Annotated in this window: 10 protein-coding genes and 1 pseudogene; 7 read left to right on the top strand and 4 right to left on the bottom strand. The window is 61.7% G+C overall.

Annotation, left to right across the window (positions count from 1 at the left end):
* Positions 1-67 precede the first annotated feature (67 nt).
* Positions 68-1084 (top strand): patatin-like phospholipase family protein, encoded by a 1017-nt coding sequence (locus BLW25_RS07725; protein WP_092897884.1) that lies wholly within the window; start codon positions 68-70, stop codon positions 1082-1084.
* A 16-nt stretch (positions 1085-1100) separates the two neighbouring features.
* On the opposite strand, the gene BLW25_RS07720 is transcribed toward BLW25_RS07725, so the two are convergent.
* The 3 genes and pseudogenes from BLW25_RS07720 to BLW25_RS24915 all read right to left on the bottom strand — a co-directional run bounded on the left by BLW25_RS07720 (position 1101) and on the right by BLW25_RS24915 (position 3370).
* The gene (locus BLW25_RS07720; RefSeq protein ID WP_092897882.1) at positions 1101-1793 is read right to left on the bottom strand and encodes a DUF502 domain-containing protein; all 693 of its coding nucleotides are present in this window, start codon (positions 1791-1793) and stop codon (positions 1101-1103) included.
* 255 nt (positions 1794-2048) lie between these two features.
* A pseudogene (locus BLW25_RS07715) lies at positions 2049-2623 on the bottom strand (pseudouridine-5'-phosphate glycosidase).
* A 498-nt stretch (positions 2624-3121) separates the two neighbouring features.
* Positions 3122-3370, bottom strand: a complete 249-nt coding sequence (locus BLW25_RS24915; protein WP_253188289.1) for a carbohydrate kinase family protein — start codon at positions 3368-3370, stop codon at positions 3122-3124.
* A gap of 218 nt (positions 3371-3588) precedes the next feature.
* Here BLW25_RS24915 and uvrA point away from each other — a divergent pair, with 218 nt between their 5' ends.
* The 6 genes from uvrA to BLW25_RS07680 all read left to right on the top strand — a co-directional run bounded on the left by uvrA (position 3589) and on the right by BLW25_RS07680 (position 12334).
* Positions 3589-6441 (top strand): excinuclease ABC subunit UvrA, encoded by a 2853-nt coding sequence (gene uvrA, locus BLW25_RS07705; protein WP_092901712.1) that lies wholly within the window; start codon positions 3589-3591, stop codon positions 6439-6441.
* Between the two features lie 427 nt (positions 6442-6868).
* A complete protein-coding gene (locus tag BLW25_RS07700; RefSeq protein WP_092897880.1) occupies positions 6869-7972 on the top strand; it encodes an ABC transporter ATP-binding protein in 1104 nt (367 codons plus the stop codon).
* Positions 7973-8108: 136 nt separating this feature from the next.
* Positions 8109-9188, top strand: coding sequence for an ABC transporter substrate-binding protein (locus BLW25_RS07695; protein ID WP_092897878.1), 1080 nt, complete (start codon positions 8109-8111; stop codon positions 9186-9188).
* Positions 9189-9260: 72 nt separating this feature from the next.
* Positions 9261-9830 carry a DUF2314 domain-containing protein gene (locus BLW25_RS07690; protein ID WP_092897876.1) on the top strand — a complete coding sequence of 190 codons (570 nt, stop codon included), beginning with the start codon at positions 9261-9263 and terminating at the stop codon, positions 9828-9830.
* Positions 9831-9978: 148 nt separating this feature from the next.
* The gene (locus BLW25_RS07685) at positions 9979-11241 is read left to right on the top strand and encodes an ABC transporter permease (protein WP_092897874.1); all 1263 of its coding nucleotides are present in this window, start codon (positions 9979-9981) and stop codon (positions 11239-11241) included.
* A 139-nt stretch (positions 11242-11380) separates the two neighbouring features.
* Positions 11381-12334 (top strand): ABC transporter permease, encoded by a 954-nt coding sequence (locus BLW25_RS07680; protein ID WP_092897872.1) that lies wholly within the window; start codon positions 11381-11383, stop codon positions 12332-12334.
* A 66-nt stretch (positions 12335-12400) separates the two neighbouring features.
* On the opposite strand, the gene BLW25_RS07675 is transcribed toward BLW25_RS07680, so the two are convergent.
* Positions 12401-13339 carry an AEC family transporter gene (locus tag BLW25_RS07675; RefSeq protein WP_092897870.1) on the bottom strand — a complete coding sequence of 313 codons (939 nt, stop codon included), beginning with the start codon at positions 13337-13339 and terminating at the stop codon, positions 12401-12403.
* Positions 13340-13351: the final 12 nt, after the last annotated feature.

The raw sequence follows: 13351 nt of genomic DNA, 5'->3' as shown, positions 1-13351 counted from the left end.
GTTTCCTCTACAAGAAACGGCGCTGACGCGGCGGCGGGATGTCAGGGCAGCTGAAAGAGGAGGATCTATGACGGCCATCAGCCTTGCATTGCAGGGGGGAGGCGCGCATGGCGCCTATACCTGGGGCGTTCTTGACCGGCTTCTCGAGGAGACGGACCTGGAGTTCGCTGCGATCAGCGGCACCTCTGCGGGGGCGCTGAATGGCGCGGCGCTGAAGGCCGGACTGGTTGCAGGCGGGCGCGAGGCCGCGCGCAAGCGGCTGCGCCGGCTCTGGGACGATATCGCGGATATCGGTGACTTTCGTGTTTTGCTGCCCTGGTTTCAGCCTTTCCTGCCAATGATGCGCATGGTGCAGGATGTGACCGAGGCGCTGATGCCCGTCAGCCCGCAGGGTATGGCGGCGCAGATCTACAGCCCCTATTCTTGGGGTTCAGCCTGGCGCAATCCGTTGGAGCCGGTCATCCGTGACCTCGATTTCAGCCATGTCTGCACCGCTGCCGGCCCCGCGCTTTTCATTGGCGCCACTAATGTCCGCACCGGCAAGGCCCGCATCTTCCGGGGCGATGAGATCACGCCCGAGGCGCTGATGGCCTCGGCCTGTCTGCCCTCGGTCTTCCAGGCGGTCGAGATCGGTGGCGAGGCCTATTGGGATGGCGGTTTCGCCGGCAATCCCTCGCTCTGGCCGCTTTATGACCGGGCGCTGCCAGACGATATTCTGATCGTGCATGTCAACCCGCTGCGGCGCGAGTCTCTGCCCGAGACGCCGCTCGAGATCCAGAACCGGATCAATGAGATTAGCTTCAACGCGACGCTTCTGTCAGAGTTGCGCTCGATTGCCTTTGTCAGACGGCTGATTGCCGAGGGCCGAGTCCTGCCAGGCCAGATGAAGGATCTGCGCCTCCATATGGTTCTTGACGATCGGCTGATGAACGACCTTTCGGCCAGTTCAAAACTGCAGCCCTCCGGCGCGCTGATTCAACGGTTGTTCGAAGCAGGCCGCACCTCGGGCGAGGAGTTTTTGAACAATTGTTCGGATAAAATCGGACGCGAATCTTCCGTGGATCTGGCCGCCCTGTTCGGCTGAGGATGCTTTGCCGTGATCAGACCAGCTCTTTCGGGGTCGGATAGACCAGCCCGCCCGAGACGATCAGCTTGGCTGCATCATCCACGCCGGTCTCATCAAGGATCACCAGTTCCCGCGTCGGCACAAAGATGAGCATGCCGCTGGTGAAGGGCGTCAGCCCGACAAACACCGCCGACATCTCGCCGCCCAGCGTCCCGAGGCGTTCCGCGATCTCGCCTTTCGGGCGCGTCGAGATGAAACCAAGCGCCCAGGAGCCGGGGCGGGGAAACTCGACCAGACAGGCCTTGTCGAAACTGGTTTCCTTCTTGTTGAAGAAGGTTTCGGCCACCTGTTTGATCGCGCCGTAAACCGACCGGACCACCGGCATCCGGTCGACCATGGTCTCGGCCTTGCGGATGATCGAACGCCCGATCAGCCCCTTGGCGATCCAGCCGACCAGAATGGTGAAGATCAGGAAAACGAGCACGCCCACGCCGCGCACCGGGAATTCATATTCTGGCCCGAGATAGCGCAAAAGCACCGCATCGGGCTGCCAATAAGCCGGGATCAGCGGCAGAATCCAGCCGTCGATCCAGCCAATCACCGCCCAGACGAGGTAGAGCGTCAGCCCGACCGGCAAGACGACGACAAGGCCGGTGAGGAAACTGGCCCTGAGGCTTGCGAAAAATCCGCGCTTTTGGGGCGGAATGGGCAGGATCGGATCGGACATGCTAACTCCCTGATAGCGCTAATCTAGGGGGGGCTGCCCCCCCCGCGCAATGGGCGATCCGGGAAAATCCATACAGATCAGGCGTGTTTTACCGAAGCTGCCGCGTTCCGGGAGGTGCGCCGGGCAGTGTTCAGCACCAGTCCGACATTCGCGGCCAGCGCGCGAGTGCCGGTCCGCTCACAGATCCGGTTGGGAAGGATGGGCGTCACCTGTTTTGCCGTGATGTGATACGCCGCGACTTCGGGCAGCGGGGTCTTATGTTCCGGGAGATCTGGTAGACCACCGGCTGGCCGGCGCCACCGCGATCTGCGCCGGATCATCCATGCGCAGGGGCACCTTCTGGCCCGGGTCGCGCGCCCAGAAGGCCGGCAGATCGTCCCGGCCAAAAGCGATCAGCGGCACACCGGCGCTTTCAGGATATTCCAGGGTCTTCGGCAGGTGGAGATTCGATTTGAGCCTGCAGCTACCACTGTCACAGGGGATCGGGCGATTTCCTGGGGATCGGCAGAGAGATCGAAACTGGTCTCGGCACCACGATGCACACCGCCGATGCCGCCCATTGCGAAAGTGGTGATCCCGGTGAGACGCGCGCAGATCATCGTCGCCGCCAGCGTCGTCGCGCCAGTGCCGGCCCGGACCACGCATGCCACGAGATCGGCGCGCGAAAGCTGCGCCACATCGGTGAACTGGCAAGGGGTGTTCAGTTCGGCCTCGGTCAGCCCGATATGGATACGCCCCCCGAGCACAGCCATGGTCGCGGGGACGCCGCCGCCGCCGGCGATGCGGATTTCAGCCTCGGCCCTGGCGGCGGTCAGGAGGGTGACACGCATGGTCGCCTCGCGGGTCCGCGCCCGCGCAGTTCGGCCGAGATATGGGCGGCCATGAAAGTGTCGCCGGCGCCTGTCACCCGGGTCACGAGGACATGCGGCGGGCAGACGGAAACGGTGGGTCTTAAACGGCAGGCTTCGGCCGCCGCGGCCGCGCTGTCACAAGGAGCTCCTGCCAGCAGCCCGGCCTCTTCGGGATGGAGATAGAGCGTCGCGCCGGGATGGGTGAGCAGCGGGCGCAGCCTTCCGCCCTTGCCGGGGCAATCTTCAGTTCGGCCTCGCGAAACAGGGGTGAGGCGGCGATTTCCGCGAGCAGCGCTTCAGTCAGATTGCCGTCAGGCGCGATCATGCCGGTCCGGGGCGCGATCGCGGAGCCAGGCCGACCGTCTTCGAGAGTGGCAAGAAGACGCGCCGGCCGGTGCCAGCGAATGGGCTTCGGAGACGGCGGCGATCAGCCTGTTCGGAGCTTCGACCGCCAGATTGCGGTCGGTCGGCAGATCCTCAGATCGCGAGGCAAATCCGGTGCCGACACCAGGCACGGATCAGGTCATCACCTTCGGCGTCGCGGCTGATCAGCGTCAGATTCTCGGGGCCGAAGCCAAACCGCGCCAGCTCCATAGCGATATTCAGCGCGATGCGGGCCGGCAGGCGGGTGATGCGACCAGGCAGATCCGGGCCCTGCCGCATCACCGCCGGACTGCACCCGATCATGTCCCACCGGAGCGAGCCGATGCAGAGTCTCCGCGACACTTCGGTCTCGGTCCGCCTGTTGCGCAGGTTTCAGGGCCGCGCCGGCCTGTGCTGTCCGGAGGGGCATCGTCTGCACGGGCGCTGGCGCCAAAATGCGCAGGCCCCGCTAAGTTGAATAATGTTCATATTTCGTTCACGAATTGCAGTTGGCGCGGCGCAGATTTTATCCTATCTCTCTTTCGCGTTTATCCCCTGAGTGTCGAGATGGCGGTGTGATGATGGCCGAGCATAAGTTTATCGAAGTGCGCGGCGCGCGCGAACATAATCTGAAGAACGTCGATCTTGATATTCCGCGCGATCAGTTCGTGGTGATCACCGGGCTGTCGGGCTCGGGAAAATCTTCGCTGGCCTTTGACACGATCTATGCCGAAGGGCAGCGCCGCTATGTCGAGAGCCTTTCGGCCTATGCGCGCCAGTTCCTCGACATGGCCGGAAAGCCCGATGTCGACCATATCTCGGGCCTGAGCCCGGCGATTTCGATTGAGCAGAAGACCACCTCGAAGAACCCGCGTTCGACAGTGGGGACGGTCACTGAAATCTACGATTACCTCCGTCTGTTGTTCGCGCGTGTCGGCGTGCCTTATTCGCCGGCGACCGGGCTGCCGATCACCGCGATGCAGGTGCAGGATATGGTCGATGCGGTGATGGCGATGCCGGAAGGCACCCGCGCCTACCTTCTGGCCCCCATCGTGCGCGACCGTAAGGGCGAATATAAGAAGGAATTCCTGGAACTTCGTAAACAGGGCTTCCAGCGCGTCAAGGTGAATGGCGAATTCTACGAGCTGGAAGAGCCTCCGACACTCGACAAGAAATTCCGCCATAATATCGACGTGGTGGTCGACCGCATCGTGGTGCGCGAGGGGCTTGAGGTGCGGCTTGCCGACAGCTTCCGCACCGCGCTGAACCTTGCCGATGGCATCGCCGTGATCGAAATGGCCGATGAGGACGCCGAACGGAAAACCTATTCCGAAAAATTCGCCTGCCCGGTTTCCGGCTTTACCATCGCCGAAATCGAGCCGCGGCTGTTTTCCTTCAACGCACCTTTCGGGGCATGCCCGTCCTGTGACGGGCTGGGGGTGGAGCTGTTCTTCGACGAGCGTCTCGTGGTGCCCGATCAGGGCCTCTCGATCCTGCAAGGCGCGATTGCCCCCTGGGCGAAATCGAAATCGGCCTATTTCACCCAGACGGTCGATTGTCTGGCCAAGCATTATGGCTTTGACAAAAAGACCAAATGGCGCGACCTGCCAGAACAGATCCGCCAGCTTTTCCTTTATGGATCAAAGGGTGAGGAGATTGACTTCACCTATGATGAGAATGGGCGCGTCTATAAGGTGCGCCGTCTTTTCGAGGGGATCATCCCCAATATGGAACGCCGTTACCGCGAGACCGACAGCACCTGGTCGCGCGAGGAAATGGAGCGGTATCAGAACAATCGGCCCTGTTCTTCCTGCAACGGCTACCGTCTGAAACCCGAGGCGCTGGCGGTGAAAATCGCCGGGCTGCATATCGGTCAGGTGGTGCAAAAATCGATCCAGGAAGCGTTTGACTGGATCTCGACGGCGCATGAGACGCTCACCGGTCAGCAGAATGAAATCGCAAAGGCAATTCTCAAGGAAATACGCGAACGCCTTGGATTCCTTGTGAATGTCGGGCTGAACTATCTGACGATGGCGCGTAATGCCGGCACGCTTTCCGGCGGTGAAAGTCAGCGGATCCGGCTGGCGAGCCAGATCGGATCGGGGCTGACGGGCGTGCTTTACGTGCTGGATGAACCTTCGATCGGGTTGCATCAGCGCGACAATGACCGGTTGCTTACGACCCTGAAAGGGTTGCGCGATCAGGGCAATTCCGTGCTTGTGGTCGAACATGACGAGGATGCGATCCGCGAGGCGGATTATGTTTTCGACATCGGCCCCGGGGCTGGTGTCCATGGCGGGCAGATCATCGCGCGCGGCACGCCGGCCGAGATCGCGGCCAATCCCGACAGCCTGACCGGCCAGTATCTTTCGGGGCAGCGCGAGATTGCAGTGCCCAAAGAACGTCGCAAGGGGAACGGGAAAAAGCTTACGGTTGTAAAGGCTTCCGGGAATAACCTCAAAAACGTGACCGCCGAATTCCCGCTGGGCGAATTTGTCTGTGTCGCGGGGGTATCCGGGGGCGGCAAATCGACCCTGACCATCGAGACGCTCTACAAGACAGCTGCGATCCGGCTGAATGGCGCGCATGAGACGCCGGCGCCCTGCGAGACGATCAAAGGGTTCGAGCATCTCGACAAAGTCATTGATATCGACCAGCGCCCCATCGGGCGAACGCCGCGGTCTAATCCAGCGACTTATACCGGCGCCTTCACTCATATTCGTGACTGGTTTTCGGGCCTGCCCGAGGCGAAAGCGCGCGGCTATGGGCCGGGGCGGTTCTCGTTCAACGTCAAAGGCGGGCGATGTGAGGCCTGTCAGGGCGATGGCGTCATCAAGATCGAGATGCATTTCCTCCCCGATGTCTATGTCACCTGCGAGACCTGCAAGGGGCAGCGCTACAATCGCGAGACGCTGGAAATCAAGTTCAAGACCAGGAGCATCGCTGACGTTCTTGATATGACCTGCGAAGATGCGCGTGATTTCTTCCAGGCGGTGCCCTCGATCCGGGAAAAGATGGATGCGCTATGCGAGGTGGGCCTTGGCTATATCAAGGTCGGCCAGCAGGCGACGACGCTTTCCGGGGGCGAAGCGCAGCGGGTGAAACTCTCAAAAGAGCTCAGCCGTCGCGCCACGGGCCGCACCCTCTATATCCTCGATGAGCCGACCACGGGCCTGCATTTCGAGGATGTGAGGAAGCTTCTCGAGGTGCTGCATTCCCTGGTCGATCAGGGCAATACGGTCGTGGTGATCGAGCATAATCTCGACGTCATCAAGACCGCCGACTGGGTCATTGATATCGGCCCCGAGGGCGGCGATGGCGGTGGGCAGATTGTCGCGAGCGGCACTCCGGAAGAGGTTGCGAGGGTCGCGGCCAGCCATACCGGGCGCTATCTCGGCCCGATGCTGAAGCCGCGGCGGGTGGCGGCAGAGTAAGCCGCCAGAGCCCATTCAGCCGGGCCTGGCTCTCACGTCGCTGGTCCTCACTGTACGGTCCGTGACACTGCCCCTGCGACCCATATGATCGCGGGGGCGTTTCCTGCCTTCTTTTCAGGCGAAACCGGTCTACCCGGCCTCCGCCGCATCGAGAATCAACCTTTCCTCTCCGTAAAAACGTGGCGCCAGGCTCCTGATCGGTCTGGAACCGGCCCGAAGACGGGCGCTCATCGCGGCGGAGTTCCTTTTTCGGGGCGCTTTTTCGGGCAGATTTCCTGCATGCTCCGGTCGCACCGCTTTGGCGGCCGGGATCTTTTATTGCCCGTTGCATTGCGCTGCCGCATTTGCTTACGTCTGTGGCAAGAGAGCGGTTAATCCGCCGCAGAATTCGGCTGGCCAGGCCAGCAATGAAGTCAGGGAGAACTGAGTGACGGTTGATCCGAAGAACGACGCTTTCGTCGCTTTCGAGCATGTTCAAAAAAGCTATGACGGTGTCTCGCTGGTCGTTAAGGATCTGAACCTCCATATCGCCAAGGGCGAGTTTCTGACCATGCTCGGGCCATCGGGATCGGGTAAAACGACCTGCCTGATGATGCTGGCGGGGTTCGAGACGGCGACCCATGGCGAGATCCTTCTGGATGGCCGCCCGATCAATCAGGTGCCGCCGCATAAGCGCGGCATCGGGATGGTTTTCCAGAATTACGCGCTTTTCCCGCATATGACGGTGGGGGAGAACCTGTCCTTCCCGCTGGAAGTGCGCGGGATGGGTAAGGATGAGCGCGAGACGCGGGTGAAACGCGCGCTGGATATGGTGCAGATGGGCGCATTTATCGCGCGGCGCCCGGCGCAATTGTCCGGCGGGCAGCAGCAGCGTATCGCACTCGCGCGGGCATTGGTGTTCGACCCGAAACTGGTGCTGATGGATGAGCCGCTGGGTGCGCTCGACAAACAGCTGCGCGAGCATATGCAGTTTGAAATCAAACACCTGCACGAATCTCTTGGCATCACGGTCGTCTATGTGACCCATGACCAGGGCGAGGCGCTGACCATGTCCGACCGGGTCGCGGTGTTCAATGACGGCCGCATCCAGCAGCTTGCCCCGCCCGCCGATCTGTATGAACGCCCCGAAAACAGCTTTGTCGCGCAGTTCATCGGCGAGAATAACAAGCTGCCGGGCACGATTGAAGAGATCGGTGGCGGCAAGGCACGGGTGCGGCTTTCGACCGGGGAGCTGATCGACGCGACGCCGGTGAATGTCACCGCGAGCGGTCAGAAGACGCTGGTCTCGATCCGGCCGGAACGGATCGAGTTCAAGCCCTCGCTGATGCCGCCGGGCGCGCTGACGCTGGATGCCGAAGTGCTGGAGGTCATCTATATGGGCGACATCCTGCGCACCAGGATGCGCGTCGCCGGGACCGATGATTTTGTGGTGAAATGCCGCAATACCCTCGATCAGACCCGGCTCAATCCGGGCGAAAAGATCAAGGTCGGCTGGCATCCGCAGGATGCCCGCGCGCTTGACGCGGTCTGAGAACCGCCGCGTGTAAGCGCCCCCCGGTTTACCGGGGCCTTGCCTCAGAGGCTGCGAAAACGGGCATAAGACCCGTGCGGCTCCGGGGTCACTGTTTTCCCCGCAAGGGGACCATTTTCAACACGGGAGACTGATAATGAAAAAACTGCTCGTCCTCTCCACCGCACTTGGCGGGTTCGCGCTGCCAGCACTGGCGCAGGAGGTCACGGTCATGGGCTGGGGCGGCGCCTATGCCAACAGCCAGATCGAAGCCTATTTCAAACCCTTTACCGAAAAGACCGGCATCAAAGTCAATTCAATCGATTCCGACAATCCGGCGATCCCGGTCAAAGCGCAGGTCGATGCGGGCAATGTGACCGTTGATGTCGCCGTGCTTGAAATCGCCGATGCCGTGCGTCTCTGCGACGAAGGCCAGCTGGTTCAGATCGATGGCGCCGATCTGCCTGACGGTGCCGATGGCACCAAGGCGATGGACGATTTCCTTCCCGGCACCGTGACCGAATGCATGGTTGCCGCTGATATTTTTGCGACCATCATCGGCTATGACACCACGAAATTCGCCGAAGGCGCCGGGCCGAAGACGATCGCCGATTTCTTCGATACCGAGAAATTCCCCGGCAAACGTGGCGTTCGCAAGAACCCGAAAGTCACGCTTGAAATGGCGCTGATGGCGGATGGTGTTCCGGCGGCTGAGGTCTATGCCCTGCTCGAGACCCCGGAAGGCGTCGACCGCGCCTTTGCCAAGCTTGATACGATCAAGAAAGATGCCGTGTTCTGGGATGCCGGCGCACAGCCGCCGCAGCTTCTGGCGGATGGCGAAGTGGTGATGACCATGGCCTATAACGGCCGGATCTTCAACGCGGCCCATGGCGAGAACAAGCCCTTCGATATCGTCTGGGACGGCCAGGTCTATGAATGGGAAGGTTTCTCGATCCCGAAAGGTGCCCCCAATGAAGCAGCGGCACTTGAGCTGATCAAATATGCGACCTCAAGCGAGGTTTCGGCGAAAGCGGCGTCTTACATCTCTTACGGCCCGCCCCGCAAATCGGCCGCAGCTTTCGTCGGCAATATCGACGGCTCCGACAAGCCGATGCTGCCGAACCTGCCGACAGCGCCGCAGAACCTCGGCAATGCGCTGGCCTCGTCGCAGGATTTCTGGGTCGATCGCGATACCGAACTGGGCGAGCGCTATAACGCCTGGCTCGTATCGAACTGAGCTGAAACGGGGGTGCGGGGGGCATATCCTCCCGCACTCCCGCCATTCCCTCCCTGTCGCCAGAGTGCTGTGATGACCTTTGCCCAACCGAGCCGGATCGCCGCTGCCCTGTTTTTTGGTATCGGGCTTTCGCTCGCCATACCGCCGGAGCTGCAGGCCAGAGATACCGGGGCGGTGACGTCGTCGAAATCGGGTGCGATGGCCTTTCTTACCGCTGATATCGCGATGAATGCCGCGATGGATGCCGCGCGCGAAAGCCTGCCACCGGTTCTGGCGGCGGCTGCGAAATCCGATCTCTCAGATCACAGCTATATGGTGAAATGGGCGCATCCCGTCGATCTGGGCGATGCCGGCACCGAACATAGCTGGGTCGTGCTGACGGGCGTTCACGGAAGTCTCGTCAAGGGGACACTCGCCGCTCAGCCTCAGGGCTTTCACGGCAAGGCCGGCGATCCGGTGTCTTTCCCCGCAAGCGAGATTTCCGACTGGATGCGGTTTCGGCCCGATGGGGTGATCGAAGGCGGCTATACGACCCGCGTGATGATCAGCCAGATGAGCGAGGAAGAACGCGCCTCTTATGATGTTGAATTCGCAGCACTTCCCGCCGCGCCCTCAGGTCTGAAACTAAGCGCCGGCAACTGACCGGCCTCGCAAGAGGCTGACCTTACTCCGCGACGGGCCATTTCGTGGACCGGACCATGCCCGCCGGGCCTGAGACGCGATCCAGGCCGGACAGATCAGAAGAATAAGCGCCCCTGCAGATGCGGGGCAGAAGTTTCAGGACAGAATTATGGCAGAAACCACCATGGATCCCACCGCCGCCGGGCTGAAGACAGCCGATGGCCGCCCGCTGAAGGCGGCGCTGGCCGCGGCACAGTCGCGGGCGAAACGGCGGGCCTTCCTGCTGGTTCTGCCGCTCCTTCTGTTCATCGTGATCACCTTCGCGCTGCCGATCGGGCAGATGCTACAACGCTCCTTCTATCATGACGGGTTCTCCAAGGCCTCGCCCGCGCTCGGGGCCTGGTTCGCCGCCAATCCAGCCGGCACCGAACCCGATGAGGCCGCCTATGCCGCACTCGCCTCCGACCTGCTTTTTATGAAAGAAAACCGGCTCGCCGGTGAGGCGGGCACCCGGATCAACTATTCCGTGCCCGGGACACGCTCGCTGATCACCTCTGCCGCGCGCGGGGCCGATGATCTGCAGCCGCCTTACCGCGAGGCTCTGCTGGAACAGGACAGGAAATGGGGCGAGCCGCTGTTGTGGGTCGCGATGCGGGAGGCGGCATCGCCCTGGACCACCGATTTTTACCTGTCCGGCATCGATATGCAGCGCTCTTCGGATGGCGGTATCGAACGCGTGGCCGAGGTGAACCGTGTCTATATCTGGCTCTATGTCCGGACCTTCCTGCTCTCAGCGGTGATCACCGGCATCTGCCTGCTGCTGGCCTTCCCGATCGCCCATATGCTGGCGACGCTGCCGATGGCAAAGGCCAATCTGCTGATGATCCTCGTTCTGCTGCCATTCTGGACCTCGCTTCTGGTGCGGACGACATCCTGGATCGTGCTGTTGCAGGGCCAGGGGGTGATCAATTCCCTGCTGGTCACGATGGGGGTGATCGATGACAGCGGGCGGCTCGCGCTGATCTATAACCAGACCGGCACGATCATTGTGATGGTGCATATCCTGCTGCCCTTCATGGTACTGCCGCTTTATTCGGTGATGCGGGTGATCCCGCCCAGCTATGCCCGCGCGGCGCGCTCGCTCGGCGCCACCTCCTGGACCACCTTCCGCCGGATCTATCTGCCGCAGACCCTGCCGGGGATCGGCGCCGGCGTGCTTCTCGTCTTCATTCTGGCGGTCGGCTATTACATCACGCCCGCCCTGGTCGGCGGCGCCGATGGTCAGCTCTTCTCGAACCAGATCCAGTTCCATATGACCAAATCGAACTGGAGCCAGGCCGCAGCCCTCGCCGCCATGCTGCTCGCCGGCGTGCTGCTTCTCTACTGGCTCTATGACCGCCTGATCGGCATCGACAAACTCAAGCTCGGCTGACGTCAATCCGATGAAAGGGGCAAAAGCCCGCCCCTTTCATCTGTCCATAAATATCCTCTGGGGGGCCGGGGGGCGAAGCGCCCCCGGCGTCTTTCTCCCCGCGGCAGCCAGAAAAGACACCACCTGTCAGGAGACAGCCATGGCCCTTCCGACCTATGCCGACCCGCTCGAGCGCGCCTGGTATTACGCCTATATCGTGATCTGCACGCTGATCTTCATCTTCCTGATCGCGCCGATCCTTGTCATCATGCCGCTCTCTTTCAATGCAGAGCCCTATTTCACCTTTACCTCAAAGATGCTGAGCTTCGATCCGGAGGGCTATTCCCTGCGCTGGTATGACGAGCTGGTGGTCAAGGGCATGCAGAGCACCGGCGCCACCGGCGCGGCCTGGTGGTCGGATATGTGGCAGAATTCGGTCTGGGTAAAAGCGGCGAAAAACTCGGTGATTATCGGCTTCTGGGCGACAATTCTCTCGACCGTGCTGGGCACGCTCGCAGCCCTTGGCCTGTCGCGCCCCGAAATGCCCTATCGCCGGCTGATCATGGCGGTGCTGATCTCGCCGATGATTGTCCCGATCATCATCGTCGCAACTGGGATGTTCTTTTTCTATTCGAACCCCTGTTCGGTCATCGGCGTGACCTGCGGCACCGAAGAGCAGCCCTGGCGGCTGACCTCGACCTATACCGGGGTGATCCTCGCCCATGCAGCCCTTGGCATTCCCTTCGTGATCATCACTGTGACCGCAACGCTGTCGGGCTTTGACCAGTCGCTGATCCGTGCAGCCGCAAGCCTTGGCGCAAACCCGCGAACCACGTTTTTCAAGGTGATCATGCCGCTGATCCTGCCCGGTGTGATCTCGGGCGCGCTGTTCGCCTTCGTCACCTCGTTCGACGAGGTGGTGGCTGTCCTGCTGATCGCGGGCCCGGAACAGCAGACCATCCCGCGCCAGATGTGGAACGGCATCCGCGAAGCGATCTCGCCCGCGATCCTTGCCGTGGCAACGATCCTCGTGGTGATTTCCATCGCGCTCCTGACCACGATCGAGGTGCTGCGCCGCCGTTCCGACGCCATGCGCGGCGTCACGGGGCGCTGAACGCGCCGCCGATTTCTTCAGAAAGAAATCGGGCCGGAGTTTTACTTAAAACTCCGGCGCACCGCGTCAGGGCAGGATCTGCAGCCAGATCCAGACCGAGAGGATTGAGAATGCAGTGCCAAACAGCACCGCCGAAGCATTCACCCGTTTGGCCACGCCATACATATGCGCGAAAAGATAGGCATTGGCGCCAGGCGCCATGGCTGCTGTCAGGATCATCGAGCGCAAAGCCGCATCGCTGATCCCGAAGATCCCGCGCCCGATCCCCCAGGCGATGGCCGGATGGATCACCAGCGACGTGACGCAAATCCACACAATCGTCCAGCGATCCCCTTCGGGCCGGTAGCGAAACAGGACGCCGCCCAGCCCGAACAACGCCGCCGGCAGCGCTGCCAGCGCCAGCATATCCACTGCCGACCAGACCGGACCGGGCAGGGCGACCCCGCTCAGATTGACCGCAAAGCCTGAAATGATCGCCAGCACCAGCGGCTGATGCAGGATCGCGCCCGCGATCTGGCGTGACAGTCGAAAAGCCGAGAGGCCCTGTCCGCGCGAGCGCGCCCATTCCATCAGCGAGATCCCCAGCCCGTAAAACAGCGGCGAATGCACCGAGATGATCGCGAAATTTCCCGCCAGCGCTTCGGTCCCAAAGGCGCGTTCGGTGATCGGCAGGCCAAGAAGCAGCGAGTTCGAGAACATCCCCGCAAAGCCGATGGCGATGGAATCGGTCAGCGGCCGGTGGAACAGCCACAGCGCCCCGGCAAAGCAGATCGCAAAGCCCGAAAACGCCCCGATATAAAAAGAGAGCATCATTCCCGGATCATAGGCGAGCGACAGATCCAGCCCGGCCACGCCACGAAACAGCACACAGGGCAGTGCATAGCTCTGGGCGAATTTCATCAGCCCGTCGACATGGCTTTCGCTGAACTTGCCCGTTCTTGCCGCCAGCCAGCCGAACCCGATGACGAGGAACACCGGCAGGATAACGTCTAACAGCGCGGACATGGCAGCTACTCT

This window comes from Rhodobacter sp. 24-YEA-8 (assembly GCF_900105075.1).
Taxonomy (GTDB): Bacteria; Pseudomonadota; Alphaproteobacteria; order Rhodobacterales; family Rhodobacteraceae; genus Pseudogemmobacter.
This window is presented reverse-complemented; position numbering and strand designations above follow the sequence as displayed.